14 protein-coding genes are annotated in these 17,618 nt (G+C 60.5%); 8 read left to right on the top strand and 6 right to left on the bottom strand.

Annotated features, from left to right (window positions below):
• The first annotated feature begins 213 nt into the window (after positions 1-213).
• The 5 genes from V7066_RS23915 to V7066_RS23895 all read left to right on the top strand — a co-directional run bounded on the left by V7066_RS23915 (position 214) and on the right by V7066_RS23895 (position 6,244).
• The gene (locus V7066_RS23915; RefSeq protein ID WP_334185468.1) at positions 214-657 is read left to right on the top strand and encodes a hypothetical protein; all 444 of its coding nucleotides are present in this window, start codon (positions 214-216) and stop codon (positions 655-657) included.
• Positions 654-1,574 carry a cation transporter gene (locus tag V7066_RS23910; protein ID WP_334185467.1) on the top strand — a complete coding sequence of 307 codons (921 nt, stop codon included), beginning with the start codon at positions 654-656 and terminating at the stop codon, positions 1,572-1,574. The genes V7066_RS23915 and V7066_RS23910 overlap by 4 nt, the downstream gene beginning before the upstream one ends.
• A gap of 262 nt (positions 1,575-1,836) precedes the next feature.
• Positions 1,837-2,439, top strand: a complete 603-nt coding sequence (locus V7066_RS23905) for a PAS domain-containing protein (RefSeq protein ID WP_334185466.1) — start codon at positions 1,837-1,839, stop codon at positions 2,437-2,439.
• Entirely contained in the window at positions 2,436-5,897 is a 3,462-nt protein-coding gene (locus tag V7066_RS23900) for a chemotaxis protein CheB (RefSeq protein WP_334185465.1), read from the top strand. The genes V7066_RS23905 and V7066_RS23900 overlap by 4 nt, the downstream gene beginning before the upstream one ends.
• Positions 5,894-6,244, top strand: a complete 351-nt coding sequence (locus V7066_RS23895; protein WP_334185464.1) for a response regulator — start codon at positions 5,894-5,896, stop codon at positions 6,242-6,244. Before V7066_RS23900 ends, V7066_RS23895 begins: the two co-directional genes overlap by 4 nt.
• Positions 6,245-6,272: 28 nt before the next feature.
• Here the strand turns inward: V7066_RS23895 and V7066_RS23890 are convergent, their stop codons facing one another.
• From V7066_RS23890 to groES, 3 genes are all read right to left on the bottom strand, one after another.
• Positions 6,273-8,075, bottom strand: coding sequence for an ATP-binding protein (locus V7066_RS23890; RefSeq protein ID WP_334185489.1), 1,803 nt, complete (start codon positions 8,073-8,075; stop codon positions 6,273-6,275).
• A 323-nt stretch (positions 8,076-8,398) separates the two neighbouring features.
• Positions 8,399-10,018, bottom strand: coding sequence for a chaperonin GroEL (gene groL, locus V7066_RS23885; protein ID WP_334185463.1), 1,620 nt, complete (start codon positions 10,016-10,018; stop codon positions 8,399-8,401).
• Between the two features lie 56 nt (positions 10,019-10,074).
• A complete protein-coding gene (gene groES / locus V7066_RS23880; RefSeq protein ID WP_054436084.1) occupies positions 10,075-10,389 on the bottom strand; it encodes a co-chaperone GroES in 315 nt (104 codons plus the stop codon).
• A 271-nt stretch (positions 10,390-10,660) separates the two neighbouring features.
• Between groES and V7066_RS23875 the strand changes: the two genes are divergently transcribed.
• From V7066_RS23875 to V7066_RS23865, 3 genes are all read left to right on the top strand, one after another.
• Complete coding sequence (locus V7066_RS23875) at positions 10,661-10,897, top strand: hypothetical protein (RefSeq protein WP_054436085.1); 237 nt, start codon at positions 10,661-10,663, stop codon at positions 10,895-10,897.
• Positions 10,894-11,163 carry an usg protein gene (locus tag V7066_RS23870; protein ID WP_334185462.1) on the top strand — a complete coding sequence of 90 codons (270 nt, stop codon included), beginning with the start codon at positions 10,894-10,896 and terminating at the stop codon, positions 11,161-11,163. The genes V7066_RS23875 and V7066_RS23870 overlap by 4 nt, the downstream gene beginning before the upstream one ends.
• 209 nt (positions 11,164-11,372) lie before the next feature.
• The gene (locus V7066_RS23865; RefSeq protein ID WP_132470068.1) at positions 11,373-11,846 is read left to right on the top strand and encodes an Hsp20 family protein; all 474 of its coding nucleotides are present in this window, start codon (positions 11,373-11,375) and stop codon (positions 11,844-11,846) included.
• Between the two features lie 856 nt (positions 11,847-12,702).
• Here the strand turns inward: V7066_RS23865 and htpG are convergent.
• From htpG to V7066_RS23850, 3 genes are all read right to left on the bottom strand, one after another.
• Positions 12,703-14,583 carry a molecular chaperone HtpG gene (gene htpG, locus V7066_RS23860; protein ID WP_334185461.1) on the bottom strand — a complete coding sequence of 627 codons (1,881 nt, stop codon included), beginning with the start codon at positions 14,581-14,583 and terminating at the stop codon, positions 12,703-12,705.
• Positions 14,584-15,047: 464 nt separating this feature from the next.
• Positions 15,048-16,433 carry a glycoside hydrolase family 28 protein gene (locus tag V7066_RS23855; RefSeq protein ID WP_334185460.1) on the bottom strand — a complete coding sequence of 462 codons (1,386 nt, stop codon included), beginning with the start codon at positions 16,431-16,433 and terminating at the stop codon, positions 15,048-15,050.
• Positions 16,434-16,443: 10 nt separating this feature from the next.
• The gene (locus tag V7066_RS23850; RefSeq protein WP_334185459.1) at positions 16,444-17,259 is read right to left on the bottom strand and encodes a hypothetical protein; all 816 of its coding nucleotides are present in this window, start codon (positions 17,257-17,259) and stop codon (positions 16,444-16,446) included.
• Positions 17,260-17,618 lie beyond the last annotated feature (359 nt).

The raw sequence follows: 17,618 nt of genomic DNA, 5'->3' as shown, positions 1-17,618 counted from the left end.
AGCGATGACTGCGGGCGGTTCTGCTTCAGACGCGCTGCGCTGCGCCTTTAAGGCAAGATGTGATGATTGAGGGACAAGTCGGTAGCGACAAATGCTGAAGCCGACGCATCATGGAAGGCAATGCTGTTGTCCTTTCGCCCGCCAGCACCCGAAACAACGCCGACGCTCGCTCGTTCCGAATGGGCAAAGACAACAACAAGCGTGGCATTCGGCATGAGATGGATCGCCCTTGGTGCATTGTTTCTTCTCCCAGCCTGCCACGGGCTCCCGCAGGATCCGGAAGATACGCTGGAGAACGTCAGGACGGCCCGGCAGTTCAGAGTGGGGCTGGTCGCGGGCACACCGGACACCTTGGAACTGCGGCGCCTGCTTGGCGAGATCGAGCGGCAGACCGGCGCGCGCCCACGTATCGCAGGCGATGGGTCAGAAGCCCTTCTCACAGAGCTCTCCCAAGGAAAGACCGATCTTGTCCTGGGCGCATTCGCCAAGGATAGCCCGTGGAAGACCAAGGTGGCTTTCGCTCCCCCGCTGCGAAGTACGGGGTCCGGCAAACACGCGATCGAAGTGAAGGCTGCCATGCAAAATGGCGAGAACAGCTGGATCATTCTGGTCGAGCGCGCATCGCGCAGGGTGTCGCAATCCGCGAGGGAACGATGAAAAGCAGCCTGCCGGACGAACTGCGCGGCGTCATGCGCGACGCAATCAGGCTCGAATACTGGAACCTGTTCTGGACAGCGACGATCATCGTCGCGATGGGGCTGGTGCTGGGTCAGAGCCAAACCATGAAGACAGCCTGGGTCGAGGATACCCTCGGCGTCGTCCCGCCGATCATGTTTCTCATCGCCGCAAAAATGGAACTTAAGGGCCGCCGGTCGAAAAGGTTTCCCTTCGGGTTCGAGCGGGTGAACGGCCTCGGCTTCTTCGTGGCCGCAGTCGCTCTCACCGCGGTCGGGCTTCTCCTGCTCTACAATGCGGTTGTTGCGCTGGCGACCGCCGAGCATGCGTCCGTCGGCTCGATCGTGCTGTTCGGAAAAGACGTCTGGCTTGGGTGGCTGATGATCGCCGCGCAGCTCTATTCCCTTGTTCCGCCCATGCTGATCGCCCGCAAGGAGCTACCGCTCGCCGAACAGCTCAATGACAAGCTCCTGCATACCGACGCTTTGATGAATAAGGCCAACTGGTTGACGGGCGCAGCGGGCCTTGCCGGCATTATCGGGCTCGGCCTTGGCTGGTGGTGGGCCGACTCCGTCGCGGCTGCCATCATCTCTCTCGATGTTGTCAGCGATGGGGTAAAGGCCTTGCGCTCCTCGACCGCCGAACTTGTCGACGGATCTCCCCGCGCTCTATCGAGCCCCCAACTTTCTGAAGATGCGCAGGAATTGGAATATCGTCTGCTTAAGGAATTTCCCTCGGCTACGATCCGGCTGAGAGAAACCGGACGATTGATCCGGGCTGAGGTCCATGGTGTCCACCCGCCTACCGAGCACAGGCATCCTCGACATTATTGGCCCAAAGAAAAAAGTCGTGCCTGGCGCCTCGCCCAAGTCAGCTTCATCCCCCCGGCCGGCGATTGAGGCAGCGCCGTTCGATTAGATTTCCTCGTTTAGCGGCGCTGTGGTGGCGAAAATATCCCGCGCTGCCCCCCGCCCTTGCCACCGCTGGCCGACTCTTTCCGGCGGCTCCGCCGCCGATTTCCCTTCCCCTTCAGACCGTTGAGATGTCATTCATCCCCGCTTGCGTTCACCTCAAATTTCGTCAGAGCGAGCAGAAGGCTCGTGACCCTTCCGCACAAATCGGGCACATACGGCTGCGCAACCCGATCGGATCGAGGGGGTGATGACAAACAAAGTGCCAACGACGCTTGCAGGAGATATTGAAGTGCAGGACCTGAGCGTACCCGACGAGCTCAAGACGTTTTTCGAGAATTCGCCGATAGCGCTCGCCCTCGCTCTTCCTGACGGAGACCATCCGCTGGCGCTGGTGAACCGCAGGTTCGTGGAACTGACCGGCCACGCGTCTTCGGAATTGATCGGGCACAACTGCCGCGTGCTCCAGCGCGATGCCGACGAGAGTGAAGCTCGGGCCAAGCTGCGCGCCTTCCTGGAAGACGACCTGTCTCCCAACGTGCGCACCCCGATCCTCAACTTCCGCAAGGACGGAACGCCATTCGTCAACCTGCTCTACATGTCGCGGCTTCGCTCTCTTGCAGGCGAGACACGGTATATCTTTGCGTCGCAGTTCGACGTCAGCCGGGCCCAGCCAGAGCGTCTTCAGGGTTATGATCGGGAACTGAACCAGACGCTGACCAGGCTAAGCCCCGTTGCCGCGGAAAGCGGAATCATCGTCGAGGGCACTTTGACCACGATTGCCAATTCGGCCGCGATCATTGCGCAGGCAAAACTGACCCTCGCCAACCTCGACGACAGTTCGATCCTTTGAGCGGCGACAACAAGACTGATGATGTGGCGTTGCAGTCTGAGGGCACGTCTCCGATAGCGGTGCCGGTGGTCGGCATTGGTGCTTCGGCCGGTGGGCTTGAGGCGCTGCGTGAGATGCTGTCGGCTGCGCGCTTACCCACCAACATGGCGTTCGTGATCGTCCAGCATCTCGATCCGAATTACGAAAGCATGCTCGCGCAGTTGCTCGACCGGGCCTGCCCGCTCGATGTGCTGCAGTGTGAGGGCGGTGAAACTTTGTCGCCCGACCGGGTGTACATCATTCCGCCCGGTCGGGGGCTGGTCCTGCAGGACGGCAGGCTGCAACTGACCGAGTTCGCCCAACCGCGAGGGCTGCGTCGGCCGATCGACGACTTCTTTATCTCTCTGGCAACAGACCAACAAGCGAATGCGGCCTGCGTCATCCTATCGGGGACCGGGGCCGATGGATCCACGGGCCTGCGCGCCATCAAGGAGCATGGTGGAGTCTGTGTCGTCCAGCAGCCCGAAACGGCGCGCTACGACGGCATGCCGGTCTCGGCAGTTGGCACGGGTCTGGTGGATTACGTCAAGCGCCCGGCGGACATAATCGACTGCCTTTCCGCATTCTTCGCACGTCGCAGCGGCGACCCTCGCGAGCAGCAGGCGGAACTCGTCGCCGATCATGTCGATGATCTGTGCGGCACGCTGCGGTCGGCGGTGGGGCACGACTTCTCCGGCTACAAGCGTTCAACGCTCGTGCGGCGCGTGGAAAGGCGAATGCACGTGCTGTCCATTGCGTCAGCGCGATCCTATCTGGACCGCGTACGCAGCGATCCTGTCGAGTGCGAGGCGCTGTTTCGCGACCTGCTGATCAACGTCACGCGCTTCTTCCGCGATCCCGAGATGTTCGAGGCTTTGCGAACCAAGGTCATCCTCCCGCTCTTGCGCAACCGCGAGACCGACGAGGAAGTTCGCGTCTGGGTGCCGGGCTGCTCCAGCGGCGAGGAAGCCTATACGCTGGCCATGCTCTTCGCCGATGCCGCACGCGAGAACGGGTTCGCCAACCCGGTGCAGATTTTTGCGACCGACATTGATGAGCAGATGCTGCAGATCGCGCGCGAGGGCAGCTACCCTGCTTCCGCGCTTGCCGACATTCCCAGCCCTTTGCGCGAACGATGGACGAACCCGCACGGCGAACGCTTCTCGATCGCGAACCAGATCCGCGATCTCATTCGATTTTCCAATCACAGCGTGGTCAAGGATCCGCCGTTTTCCCGCATAGATTTGGTATCTTGCCGTAACCTTCTGATCTACTTCGATGACCGCCTACAACAGTCCGTCATGCCGATCCTGCATTACGCGATCCGGCCCGGCGGCTACCTGTTCCTTGGTCCGTCGGAGAGCATCGGCCGTTTCGATCACCTGTTCCCTCCAGTCGACCATCACGCCCGCATCTTTGAACGGGGCGCTGGTAGCCCAAGCTATCCGATCGATCTTCCCGCCAGCGACCGAAATACCCAGCGGCAGCGTCAGGTGTCGAGCCGGGTGGAGGGCGGACACAGGGCCGCAGAGAGTGAGATCGCCATCCAGCGGCTGACGGAACTCTACGCACCGCCCTCAATGGTGCTGAACCAGGACGGCGCGGTACTGGCTGCGTACGGAAAGTTGAGCCGCTACTTCGATTTTCCCGTAACCCGTACCGGCGGCGCAAACGCCATTTCACTCGCAAAGCCTGGACTTCGCGACGTGCTGGGGCCCCTCGTACGCCAGGCGCGTGACGGCAAGAAGCGCACCATCGCGCGGGAAGTTGAGGTCAAGTCGGACTACGGCCTGCAGCCGATCGAAGCGGTTTGCGAGCCGCTGCCCGATGGCACCCTTCTGCTCGTGTTCCGCGACCGCGCGCCATTCCGCCCCTTCGATGAGCATGATGCTGCGGAGATCGAGGACGGCGACGATCATATGGAGGCGCTGGAAGAGGAATTGCGCCTTACCCGCCATAAGCTGCGGACGGCGGTCGAAGAGCTAGAGACGGCGAACGAGGAACTGAAGAGTTCAAATGAAGAAATGATGTCGATGAACGAGGAGCTTCAATCGACAAACGAGGAATTGTCCACCGTCAACGACGAGCTCAAGAGCAAGGTCGACCAGCTTACCGTCGCAAATTCTGACCTGCGCAACTTCTTTGAATCTACCGACCTTGCCGTGATCGTTCTCGACCGCAATCTGCGCATCCGGAGCTTCACCGAGGCCGCGACCAATATATTTCCGCTGCGCCCCACCGACCGGGGGCGCCTGCTCGCAGACGTCGCGACGCGGCTCGACGATAACGGCTATCTCGATGACGCGCTTCGGGTCGCCGAAACTGGAGAGTCTCTGCAGCGGCGGGTCCATACGCGCGAAGGGGGACGCACGCTGGCACTGCGCGTGCTTCCCTATCGTACGCAGCATGGAGGGGTGGACGGCGCCACGCTGGTTCTGACCGACATCACCGTAGCGCTGCTTATGGAAAGCGATCTTGCTGCCGAGCGCGAGCGGCTCGATCTTGCGATCACGGCGGGTGGCATTGGCGTCTGGGAGTACTGCGAGAAGACCGGCGAACTCATCCCCGATGGCACCAATCGCATCCAGTTGGGCTTGCCGGTCAAAGGCGAAGTGACGGTGGCGGACGTGATCTCGCGCATCCATGGCGATGACCGCACGGCGGTTGAGGATGCCTTGCGCCGCGCAGCATCGGGTGCGGAAGACTTCGCTGTCACGTTCCGCGTGCCCCAGCAGGACAAGGACGGGTCGGTTTCCGACCGCTATCTCAAAAGCTTCGGGCGCACGATTGGAGGTTCGAACCCGCTCCGCATGGTGGGGGCAGCAATCGACATCACTGCCGAATACGCCCTTGCCGATGCGCGCGGTCTGATGCTGCGCGAAATGAACCACCGCGTCAAAAACCTCTTTGCGGTGGTCAGCGGCATGATCGCTGCGGCGAGCCGAACTCACGACGATGTCCAGAGCCTGTCGCTGGACCTGCGCGAGCGGATTTCAGCCTTGGGCAGCGCGCATTCGCTAGCCGCCCCGGCGGGTGAGCCGCGACCGATATCATTGAGGGACCTGATCGAGACGACGACTGCGCCTTATTCGGGACAGGCGAATATCAAAATCGATGGCCCTGAGGTCACGGTCGCGCGCACCTCCCTGTCCTCACTGGCGCTGATCCTGCATGAATGGACGACCAATGCAGCAAAATATGGCGTGCTGGGCGCGCGAACCGGCAGCCTTTCGATCACATGGGCGTTACGCGATCGGACCATCTCGATGGAATGGACCGAAGCAGGCGAGAATGAGATTGATATGACGGAAGGCCAGGGATTTGGGACGTTGCTTGTGGCCACGTCGGCCCGTCAGCTCGGCGCGAGTATCGAACGCACCGTGGAAGGCGGCAAGCTGGTACAGCGGATGGAATTGCCTGGCTCGGTGATTGCCGGATGACTTGCGATGTCCTGATTGTTGAAGATGAATTGTTCGTGGCGCTTGATCTGGAAGACACTGTCGAAGCGCTCGGATACTCCATTGCAGGCACATGCGGAACGCTTGCCGGCACTTTGGCCGCGATCGAGCGGCAACTTCCGACGTGCGCCATTCTCGATGTTCGCTTACCGGATGGCGAGGTGTTTCCAGCCGCCGATGTGCTCAGGGACGCTGGTGTGCCGCTGATCTTCCATTCCGGCCATGCCGACGAAAATCAGCTGAAGACCCGCTATCCCGAAGCCCAGGTCTACTCAAAGCCCTGCTCCCCTAGCCGCCTGCGCGAGGCCCTGCTGCGCGCGGCAGCGTGATCATCTTCAGGCTCTATCGTTCGCGGCTCTAAAAGACGTTTCCGTTCTGCGCATGAGCATCGCGCATCACCCGCACGAGGTCGTCAAGCGAGTAGGGCTTTTGCAGCAGGGGAAACCCATGCCGCATGTCGTCGGCAAGCACGTGGCTGTATCCGCTGGTGAGTACCACTGTCAGGCCCGGCCAGCGGGCCCGGATGCGTCGGCATAGCTCTACCCCGTCCATACCGGGCATGACGACGTCGGAGAACACGATGTCGATCTCGTCGTGTTCAGCCTCGAGCACGGCTAGCGCCTCACGCGCGTTTCCGGCACGGCGAGCCGTAATGCCCAGATCGGCCAGCAGTTGCGCAGCGAAGTCCCCTACCTGCTGATTGTCCTCGACGATAAGGATTCTCGCGTCGGTGACCATGGCAGGTCCCGTCATTTCCTGGAACACGTCTTCGACTGTTGCCGTCGATCGGGGTAGGTATAGGCTGAAGGTCGCTCCGCGGCCCATTTCGCTGGTGACTGCGATCTCGCCGCCCGACTGCCTGGTGAACCCATAGACTTGGCTCAGGCCGAGGCCAGTGCCCTTGCCCACTTCCTTCGTCGTGAAGAACGGTTCGAACACACGGTCGATGTGCTCCTGCGGCATCCCCGATCCGATATCCGTGACCGAGACCTTGACGAAGTCGCCTTGCCCGGCCGCATGCCCGCGGCGTGCCGGGATCGACCGCGCGGTGTCCACGGAGATGGTGATCCGGCCCTCACCGTTCATTGCATCGCGTGCATTGACCGCCATATTCACCAGCGCCGTCTCGAACTGGCTGGCATCCACTTCGACGAATGTGGGATCACACAGGACAAGGACATCGATATCGATGCGCGACCCGACCACGGTGCGCAGCATCTCCGAGATACTGGCTACCTTTTCAGCGGGATCGAAGACTTCTGGTCGCAAGGGCTGACGACGGGCAAATGCGAGCAACTGGCTGGTGAGCTTGGCCGCCCTGTCGGCTGTCTCCGAGATTGCGTCGATGTACTTGCGCTGCTTTTCGCGCGGCAACTCCCGCCGGGACAGCAGTTCTGCCGACGAGCGAATGATTGTGAGCAGATTGTTGAAATCGTGCGCGACCCCGCCGGTCAGTTGGCCGATCGCCTCCATTTTCTGCAGCTGCCTGATCTGGTCCTCTGAGGCCATGAGTTCTCGAGATCTCTCCTCAACCCGGACCTCAAGGGTCTCGTTGAGCTGGCGAAGAGCCTCTTCCGCAATCGTGCGGTCAAGCAAATCAGCCGCTTGTCGCGCAAGAATGTCCAGCATCCGCAAATCACGCTCGCTAGGTTCATGCGGCTGCGCCCAGTGCGTGGAGATCATGCCAAGGAGCTTGCCGCTACGCGAAATGAGGGGCGTGGTCTGAGCCGACCGGATTCCGGCCTGCCGAAATGCCGCCAGATCTTGGGTGCCTGCGATATCGGCCCATTCTTCAAAATCGGGAACGATTGCGCGTTGGCCGAACTTCAAAGCGAGGGTGCAACTGCTGTATGCGGCAGGCTTGACCCATTTCCAGAATTCGATGGCGTGCTCAGGTAAGCCGCGATGAGCGAGTAGTTGCAGTTCGCCGCCATGGCCTGACGGGTCGCCAGCAGGGCATAGGAGCTGCATTGTGCCGAACTGAGATCCCGTGATTGCGACCGCGGCTTCGACAATCTTGCCGTAAAGCTCGAAGCGGTCCTGCTCACCGATCAAAGTGACGCTGATCCGATGGAGCAGCTCGATATCGGATAGGTTCTCCTGTGATCGTCCGGATATCCCATCGACGGTCTGGATCGCCAGATTGCTTTTTGCCGACATCACGAACTTGCCCCCACAGCTTTGCTATCCCACTGCATCAAGGTGCAATACGCGCAAAGGGCTTGTTGAGTTCCTAGGTCACACATCTAGCACATCCCGCCTTCGGCGCAATGCTGCGGGTAAAAGACGCGGCGAAAACACGGTGCCTCGGAAACGACCCTTACCGGGCGTTCAGAGGCAATTTTTGTTGCCCAGGTGCGGACGGGCAGCTTTCCCTCTCAGGGTTCCCAAGCTGCCTGCCAGAAGAGGAGGTCGACGAAGCCCTTGCTTGTCGATGGAATCAGAGACTCCTGGGCCGGCTGGTGCGCCGGCCCCGTCTAACGTCAATAATCCATCGCCGGCATCGGGGCGGATTTCTCCTCTTTCGGCAGTTCGGCCACGAGCGCCTCGGTGGTGATGAGCAGCGAAGCGACCGACGCTGCATCCTGGAGCGCAGTACGCACGACCTTTGCCGGATCGATGACGCCAGCCTTTACCAGATCCTCGTACGTGCCGGTGGCAGCGTGGAAACCCCAGTTGTAGTCCTCGCTCTCGAGCAGCTTGCCGACGATGAACGCGCCGTCCTCGCCGGCATTGTCAACGATCTGCCTAACGGGTGCCCGAAGAGCTCGGCGAACGATGTCGATGCCTGACTGCTGATCGTCATTCGCCACCTTGAGACCATCAAGTGCTTTCAATGCTCGCAGTAGTGCGATCCCGCCGCCCGGCAGGATGCCTTCCTCTACGGCAGCACGGGTCGCATGAAGTGCATCGTCGACGCGGTCCTTGCGCTCTTTGACCTCCACCTCGGTGGCACCACCGACGCGGATCACCGCCACACCGCCCGCGAGCTTGGCCACACGCTCCTGCAGTTTCTCACGGTCGTAATCGCTGGTCGTGTTTTCGATCTGTGAGCGGATCTGGGCGAGGCGGGCATCGATGTCGGAACGCGAGCCCGCGCCATCGACGACGGTCGTGTTATCCTTGTCGATGATGATCTTCTTGGCGCTACCCAGCATCGAGACGGCGACGGTCTCGAGCTTGATCCCGAGATCGTCGCTAACGACATTGCCGCCGGTGAGGACGGCGATGTCCTCGAGCATCGCCTTGCGCCGATCGCCGAAGCCCGGCGCCTTGACCGCCGCGACCTTGAGCCCGCCGCGCAGCCTGTTGACGACCAGCGTTGCCAAGGCCTCGCCTTCGACGTCCTCGGCGATGATGAGTAGCGGGCGCCCCGACTGCACCACCTTCTCGAGCAGCGGGACGAGCGCCTGCAGATTCGAGAGCTTCTTCTCGTGGATGAGGATATAGGGATCGTCGAACTCAACCTTGAGCTTCTCGGCATCGGTGACGAAGTAGGGCGAGAGATAGCCGCGGTCGAACTGCATGCCCTCGACCGTTTCGAGTTCGGTCGCGAGGCTCTTGGCCTCCTCGACGGTGATGACGCCTTCGTTGCCGACCTTATCCATCGCCTCGGCGAGAATACGGCCGACTTCCTCGTCGCCATTAGCCGAGATGGTCGCGACCTGCGCGATTTCGCTGTTGGCGCTTACCTTCCTGGCGTGGCTTTCGAGATCGTTGACGACGGCGTTCACGGCGAGATCGATACCCCGCTTGACGTCCATCGGGTTCATCCCCGCGGCGACCGCTTTTGCCCCCTCACGAACAATCGCCTGGGCTAGAACGGTGGCGGTGGTGGTGCCGTCACCGGCCTTGTCGTTCTGCTTGTTGGCGACTTCGCGCAGCATCTGCGCGCCCATGTTCTCGAACTTGTCCTTGAGTTCGATTTCCTTGGCGACGGTGACGCCGTCCTTGGTGATGCGCGGCGCACCGAACGACTTCTCGATCACGACGTTGCGGCCCTTGGGCCCAAGCGTCACCTTCACCGCGTTGGCCAGCGTATCCACGCCGCGCAGCATGCGATCACGCGCATCGGACGCAAACTTTACTTCCTTGGCAGCCATTGCCAAACTCCTTTCCGATTTTTCCTTCCTGAACGTTAGAGGGACGGCAGGCGTGCTCAGGCCGCCTGCTTCAGCTCAGCCTGGGTTTCGACTACGCCAAGGATATCGCTCTCCTTCATGATGAGCAGATCCTCGTCATCGATCTTGACCTCGGTCCCCGACCATTTGCCGAACAGGATCCGGTCACCGACCTTGACAGATAGTTCGGCGAGTTGCCCGCGATCGTCGCGCGTACCAGGACCGACGGCGAGGACTTCGCCTTCTTGCGGCTTTTCCTTGGCGGTGTCGGGGATAATGATGCCGCCTGAAGTCTTCTCTTCAGCTTCAATGCGGCGGACGACCACACGGTCGTGCAAGGGGCGGAAATGCATGGCAAAACCTCCAGATGCAAAACAAGATGTGATGGGCCTATCGCTCTTCTGCGCGACAGGTGCGGGCAAATTATGAAAACCCCTTTTGCGCTTCAAGAGGGTGCCAAAAAAATTTTGGCAGTCCCGCCCAACGAGTGCCAAAAGCGCGCGTTCGAGCGGCATGCAGCCACTGCATTGGCATCTTGACGCGACTCAATGAACCACCAAAATATCTCGTGTGCGGCATCACCGCGCACTTGATCACCGCGACTCAAGGAAAGGAGAGACGGCCATGTCGCAGCCATTCTCGCGTTTTCTTCACCCCTTCGATGTTGCACATCACCCGAGCCTGGAGCCGGAAGTGAAGCGTGCCATACTCGCATCGTGGGCTTCCGATCGGTCCGCGGTCCGAAATGAGCCCGCCTTGCGCAAACCGCCCGGTGCGAAACGCGCCGTACCGATCGACGACATCCTTGCCGCAATGCGCGATCTTGAACGAGGCGAGAATCCGATCCGCTCGCGCCAATGATGGACCGCAGCTTTCTGGCGCAGTTGGAAGGTTACGGGCTGACGACTGCGGAAATTCATTTCTATCTTCCGGATGCGCCCTCGATCTTGCAACCGTTCATCTGGCAGGAATACGATCTTGCGCCTGATTTTCCGGTGCTGTTCGACTTTCTCGACCACTGGCGGCGCGAGATCGAGGGCGCTCTCCATTCAGTCAGAATTGCCCATGACCGTCTGATCCGACCGACCGAATGGCGGCCGGTGAACCATGTCCTGCGGCTGGAATGATATTCTGTCGCGCCAGGGATGAGACGCCGTTGCCGCCGATGCATCCCGTTCTGCAAAAAAACTTCGAGCCCCATCTTGAAGCGGAATTCGACTACATTAGCTAGCGATTGCCGGGCGCCGCGTTCGGGCCCGGTGGGTCATGGAGAACGCCGGCTCTTTTGCTACCGGCGTAGCTCATGCCCAGATCGCTCAACAGAGGATTTGGAAAAATGAGAACCAACTTTGACTTTACGCCTTATCAGCGCTCGACGGTCGGTTTTGACCGGTTGTTCAATCTGCTCGAAGCAGGCGCGCGTGAGGAGGACGGCTATCCGCCCTTCGATATTTTGAAGCTCGGCGAGGATAGCTACCGCATTACGCTCGCGGTCGCTGGGTTTAGACCCGAAGATATCGAACTGGTCGCTCAACAGAACTTGCTCATTGTCACCGGCAAGCGCGCTGAAGACGACAGCAAATGCGAGTATCTGCATCGCGGCATTGCGGCGCGCTCTTTTGAGCGGCGGTTCCAGCTTGCTGATTTCGTCGAAGCCGGAAATGCCACATTCGAAAACGGCCTGCTTTCCGTCGATCTCAAACGTGTCGTGCCCGAGGCGATGAAGCCGCGGCGCATCGAGATCCGCGGCGGCGAGCCGGTCACTGCTCGACTTGGCGAGACGAAGGATCAGGTTAGCGAAGCTGCCTGACCCTGGTTGCTGGCCTGTCGGTGTCGCGTCTTTCCCAATTTCCTTAGCGGCGGCGACAGGCCAGAGTGCCACTCGCGACCGATCCCGCCACGCCGGGGCGCAACGGCGTCCATGGGGGCAGCGAAGGACTTGCAGCTCTAATCCACCGAAACGGTGATCTCTGATACGGCAAAGGAGAAGCAGTCCTGGACGATGGTGCAAAGGATTTGTGATGCGAGGGGAAGAGCCGACCGGGACGGCTCCGTATGCTTTTCCGAGGCTTTGCGCGACAGAGTGGAGACAAAGAGGATGAGACAGATTGATCCCTCGGACCTGACTCTCTATGCGCTGACGAGCACCGAACTCACGCGGTTCTCACGCGGCGTCGCCCTTGGGCTGCTCGAACCGCCATGTTCCGTGATCCGTCGATCCGACACCGAAATTAGCGTCAGATTTCGCTCCCATCGCGAAGCGGAACGAACGAGAAAGTACATTTCCTAGCACTCGGATTGCTCGGCACTGGTAGCGCAAAGCGGTGCGAATGATCAGTCGGCGGGCCGCGCACCTTGATCAGCCGATATCTGAGGTGGTTGGCCACCCTTATAGGCCGGAAGTCGGGCTTGTGGATCGCAATCCGCCGGCCGTTGGATTATCGGGACTTGCAGAAGCGTTATTATCGGCATGCGTGCGAGACGCGTTCCCTGGTGCCAGGGCGTCAATGGCCAATCGATCTGTCGTTCTATATACGACGAAGTTTTACGCGGCTGACGAAGACGCGGGAGTAACCTCGCGCAGCCACAGTACCCTCAGTCACCAAGCTTCTTGGTTGATGAGCGTGGCAAGACGGAGGGGAGCCAAGCGGCTCCCCTCGCTGGCCTTATAGAGATTTGGCCATCAAGCGCTCAAGCCGCTCCACGAATCCCCGCGGGTCGGCCGGTGCTTCGCCCTCGGCGATCCGGGCTTCGTCGAGGAGAAGAAACGAAAGGTCGCGCCGTTCATCGTTCGTGGCACTGCTCTGCGCCAGCTTCCCGATCAACGTGTGCCCGGCATTGACTTCCAGAACAGGCTTCGCCCGCTCCGGTGCACGGCCGGCGGACGCCAGCATCTTCTCGAGCTGGAGGTCCATCGCGTTGTCGGGGGCGACAATGCAAACCGCGCTCGTGGTCAGGCGGTCTGAAATCCGAACGTCGGAGACATGATCTGCCAGGGCTTCCTTTGCGAAATCAATGAACCCGGTCACATCCTCGGCGGCCTTGGCTGGCTCGCGACCTTCCGCCAGGGGAATGAGGCTGAGATCGGCCGCACCCTGTGTAACCGACTTGAACGGCTTGCCTTCGTATTCCGCGCCCATCGACGTCCAGAAGTTGTCGATCTGGTCGGGTAGCAGCAGTACTTCGATGCCGCGTGCCTTGAAACCCTCAAGCTGCGGGGAATCGGCGATCCGTTCGAGGTCGGTACCGGTCGCATAGTAGATTGCCGTCTGGTTTTCCTTCAGTGCGGAAACGTAATCCTTGAGCGAGCGCCACTCACTGTTCGAGGTCGTGGTCTTGAAGCGGGTAAGGCCGAGCAGGGTCTCGCGCCGTGCAAAGTCTTCGTAGAGACCTTCCTTCAGCACGGCCCCGAAGTTTTCCCAGATCGCCGCAAAGCGTTCGGGCTCGGCGTCGGCGAGCTTCTCCAGCTCGGAAAGAACGCGGTTACTCACGCCCTTCTGGATTGCCGAAAGGACGGGGCTGTCCTGGATCATCTCGCGCGACATATTGAGCGGCAGGTCCGCGGAATCGACGAGGCCGCGCACGAAGCGCAGATAGCGCGGCAGGATCTCCGCCTCATCGGTGATGAACACGCGCCGGACGTAAAGCTTAATGCGCCCGCTGCGATCGGGATCGAACAGATCGAATGGCTTGCTTTCCGGAACGAAAGTCAGCACCGAATACTCATGCCGCCCCTCTGCCCGGTAATGGAGCGTCAGGGCGGGCTTATCGAACTGGCCCGCCACGTTGCGATAGAAGTCGGTGTAATCTTCCTCGCTGATGTCCGACTTCGGTTTGGTCCACAGCGCCAAGCCGTCCGCGAGTTGCCGAGCTTCCTCGTCGCTTCCGGCTTCCTCGATGAAAATGGGGACCGGTACATGGCCCGATTGGGCCTTGACGATCCGCTCGAGGTTGTAGCGCTCCGCATAGCTTTTCGCGTCATCAAGAAGATGGAGAGTGACTTTGGTCCCGCGGGCAGGTGCTTGCGCTGGATCTACGGGCGCAATTGTGTACGTGCCAAGTCCATCGGACGACCAGCTGGATGCATCACTTTCACCCGCTCGCCGCGACACGACGTCGACTTTGCCCGCCACCATGAACGCCGAATAGAAACCGACGCCGAACTGACCGATTAGCTGCTGGCCTTCTCCGTTCTTGTCCGCGGAGAGCCTGTCCATGAAAGCCTTGGTCCCGGAACGGGCGATGGTGCCGAGCGTTTCGCCCATATCGGCAGCGGTCATGCCGATGCCGTTGTCCGCCACGGTCAGCGTGCCGGCATCCTTGTCCAGTGTGATGGTGATTTTCGGCTGCGGATCGTCGCCTAAAAGCGACGGATCGCCAATCGCTTCATAGCGCAGCTTCTCGCACGCATCGGCGGCATTCGAGATCAGCTCGCGCAGGAATACGTCCCGGTCCGAATAGACCGAATGGACCATCATGTGCAGCAGCTTGGAGACATCCGCCTCGAAGGCGCGGGTTTCAGAGGCGATAGCGGAATCTGTCGTCATCGTATCCTTGGCTCGCATGGTTCAGATTTGCCCCGGTCAGATGGAAAGCCCCTGGGCTCTCGTCAAGGCGTTGAGCGTGATAAGGGTTTATGCGGGAGCCACCGTTCTAAGGCCAACTTGCAGGCGTGTTGGGACCTTGTGAGGGTCAGTCTAGGAGCACCGCCGTTGGGATTTCGATTCTGCGCACTGCCTGGGCCAAAACAGCTGATCTTCGACCCTGGTCTTGGCACCGCCAAAGTAGGCGATGTTCTCCAGATTCAAAGCGGCTCCGAGTGGCTGGGATGTTGGACTGTCCAGAACGACAGTTTCGAAGACGCGGAACGAGATAGCTGGCATTCGATCGGGTCGGCGTGCGGTTTCGTGACCGACCCATTCAAGACGTTCAGCGTTCGATTTTCGATCCCCAAGTGCCGACTGTCCGCTCTGCTGATCCATGACATGAGCAGACAACATGACGCGGCTAGCTACCGATCTGAGAAGCCAAGCACATTCGTCAGGTCGATGGCTTTACCTGTGATCTCGCCGACTTGGACATCGCTCAGTGTCACACCTTTGACGGGCAGCGCCTCCTCTCCGCGAACGCTGGCCCGATATCGGGCCGAAGCAGCGGTCACATTCCGAATGTGCAGCCCCTCAATCGGCGTCAGCTTGCGCTGATAGGTCGGTACCAGCGTCCGCCACTGATACAGCACATCTGTATCGACGCTTAGCACGCCACCCGCGATCGCGGTCGAATTGATATTGGAAAGATGGATGTTCCGGACAAACCCGCCGCGCCGTTCGTTGGTCTTGACGAATAGAAGGTTGTTGAGCCTGCTTTTCACCCCTTCCCCTTGCTCGACGCGGCAATGGTCGACGAACACATTCTCGATCCCGCCAGAAATCTCGCTGCCGATCGCCATCAACTGATGGCCGTTCTTCACAAGGCAATTGCGCATGGCGATGTTGCGCGACGGGGTCGCAAGTCGCCAACCATCATCCTCTCGCCCGGATTTGACGGAAACAGCATCGTCGCCCTGGTCGAACACGCAGTCTTCGATCAACATATTCTGGCTCATTTCGGGATCGACGCCATCATTATTGTGGCCATGCGCAGAAATGCGAACGTCCCGGATCACCACGTCGCGACAAAGATAGGGATGGATCGTCCAGAAGGGGCTGTTCTGGATCGATATGCCCTCGATCAGGACGTGACGACAGCGATTAAACTGGATGAAATGCGGCCTGAGATTGGCGGCACCCTTGGTCATGTCACGCCGCTCGACTGGCGTCCCCGCACGCGCCATCTGATACAGCTCAACCAGCCCACCCATGTGCGCCTTTGGCCGAAGATACCATTCGCGCCAGACGTCAAGTTGCGCCTCAAGCCGGCCGCTGCCTGTGACAGCGACATTTTCGCATTCACGCGCGTAGACGAGCGGCGAATAGTTCAGGCATTCGATCCCCTCCCAACTGGTAGGAACCGGAGGCAGATAATCTTGCGGATTGGCCGAGAAAAGCAGCGTGGCTCCATCTTCAACATGGAGGTTGACGTTGCTCTTCAGATGAATGGGTCCGGTGAGCCAATTGCCTGCGGGCACGAGCACCACGCCGCCGCCTGCCGCGTGGGCTGCGGCGATCGCCTTCTGGATCGCGGCACTGGTCTTGCCCTGATCGCCCGCGACAGCCCCGTAGCGGACAATGGAAAAATGCGATGCGCCGGTGAAGTCAGGAACTCGAATGGCCGGCATCGGAAATGGCGCGTCGACATGGAAAATGCGATACGACCTGACAGCGCGCGCGTAGGCAACGGCAGGTAGCGCGGGCAGGAGCAGTGCCGCCTGCATGAGCGATCTGCGATCGATAGCCATCATTCCATCCTTATTCCTGGTTCGTGGAAATCAGCCGGATCTGGCCAAGCAGGCCCGCCGGTCGCGCATGGATCAGTTGCTGATCCTGATTTTTGAAACGCTCCCCGAAGCGCATCGACAATAGCCGAAAATCCGCCGGAGGCTGCGCCGCGAGCGCGTTGAGGGCGCTGTTCATGACGACGAGTTCGATCCGGTTCGCGCCATGACGCAGCATCGGGGTCACGTCCAGCCGCCAAGGCGGCGCCCATATCGCACCGACTTCAGTACCGTTGACCCGTACAATAGCCGCATCACGCACTGGCGCGTCCAATTCTGCCTGCGGACGATCAGGATTGGGGGACTGAATCGGGACCGGGCGGTCGTCGCCAAGATCAAGCATCAATCGTTCGCCCGCAGCAGGTTGCTCGGGAAGGTCGATAGTTCGGGAATAGGTCACCGATCTCGAATAATGGGCGAATGCGGGATCCCTCGTCCAGCTATGCCCAGGCAAAGGCGGTTCGCCCCTGTCCCTTTCGGCCTTCGCAACCCAGCCTTGAGAGAGATCGAGCACCTGTCTCATATCCGCATCGGCTATCTGCAACCGGGGGGTGTCATTCCCGAACACGAGAAAACGGGTTTGATAAGGCGCCAAGTCAATCGCAATTTCGCCTGTTCCCGCTCCTGCACGGTCGCCGGCCAAGGCATCCCACCAAGCGCCCTTGCCGTTGTCGCCCGCAAAGCGCGCGCGCGTGCGTAGTCGCTGCGGGCCGGTATTGACCAGAAAATAGATATGCGTGTCGTTCAGCTTGCGATGGACGAAGCCCAGATCGGGCGCCGATTGGTCCATGACGACATCCCCGCGCTCCAGTCGCCGCAAGGCCGCTGCCAGTGCTTCGGGTGGGACGACGGCCGAATGCCTGCTTCCGGGCCGAAACAGCCGACGTGAGAGAAGGCGAACCGCCCGGCTGTTGTCTGAGGGGGCGCCCGATGTGGTCCAAGCCGCACCGGCAGCCTGACCACAGCACGCGCCGTCACCCCCCTGGAAGGGCACGACCGGAAAGGGTCAATGCGTCTGGAAAGCCGGGCAGCGGCGCGCCTATGGGTCCATGACGCCCTCCCCAGCGAGCAGCGCGCCCCATGAACACCAAGATTGATTTAAGGGTGGAAGACAGCCTCCCGAGAAGTCATGATGAGAAATGGCTTCCG

This window comes from Novosphingobium sp. (genome assembly GCF_036820275.1).
In the GTDB taxonomy this organism is placed as follows: domain Bacteria; phylum Pseudomonadota; class Alphaproteobacteria; order Sphingomonadales; family Sphingomonadaceae; genus Novosphingobium.
Note: the sequence above shows the minus strand (reverse complement) of the source record. Positions and strands in the feature narration are given on the sequence as shown.

What these genes read in the sequence shown, in the direction of transcription:
- V7066_RS23850 (WP_334185459.1), bottom strand. Translation starts at nt 17,259, where the DNA reads ATGGACCAATCGGCGCCCGATCTGGGCTTCGTCCATCGCAAGCTGAAC.
- V7066_RS23865 (WP_132470068.1), top strand. Translation starts at nt 11,373, where the DNA reads ATGAGAACCAACTTTGACTTTACGCCTTATCAGCGCTCGACGGTCGGT.
- V7066_RS23915 (WP_334185468.1), top strand. Translation starts at nt 214, where the DNA reads ATGAGATGGATCGCCCTTGGTGCATTGTTTCTTCTCCCAGCCTGCCAC.
- V7066_RS23895 (WP_334185464.1), top strand. Translation starts at nt 5,894, where the DNA reads ATGACTTGCGATGTCCTGATTGTTGAAGATGAATTGTTCGTGGCGCTT.
- groL (WP_334185463.1), bottom strand. Translation starts at nt 10,018, where the DNA reads ATGGCTGCCAAGGAAGTAAAGTTTGCGTCCGATGCGCGTGATCGCATG.
- V7066_RS23890 (WP_334185489.1), bottom strand. Translation starts at nt 8,075, where the DNA reads ATGTCGGCAAAAAGCAATCTGGCGATCCAGACCGTCGATGGGATATCC.
- V7066_RS23855 (WP_334185460.1), bottom strand. Translation starts at nt 16,433, where the DNA reads ATGGCTATCGATCGCAGATCGCTCATGCAGGCGGCACTGCTCCTGCCC.
- htpG (WP_334185461.1), bottom strand. Translation starts at nt 14,583, where the DNA reads ATGACGACAGATTCCGCTATCGCCTCTGAAACCCGCGCCTTCGAGGCG.
- V7066_RS23905 (WP_334185466.1), top strand. Translation starts at nt 1,837, where the DNA reads ATGACAAACAAAGTGCCAACGACGCTTGCAGGAGATATTGAAGTGCAG.
- groES (WP_054436084.1), bottom strand. Translation starts at nt 10,389, where the DNA reads ATGCATTTCCGCCCCTTGCACGACCGTGTGGTCGTCCGCCGCATTGAA.
- V7066_RS23910 (WP_334185467.1), top strand. Translation starts at nt 654, where the DNA reads ATGAAAAGCAGCCTGCCGGACGAACTGCGCGGCGTCATGCGCGACGCA.
- V7066_RS23875 (WP_054436085.1), top strand. Translation starts at nt 10,661, where the DNA reads ATGTCGCAGCCATTCTCGCGTTTTCTTCACCCCTTCGATGTTGCACAT.
- V7066_RS23870 (WP_334185462.1), top strand. Translation starts at nt 10,894, where the DNA reads ATGATGGACCGCAGCTTTCTGGCGCAGTTGGAAGGTTACGGGCTGACG.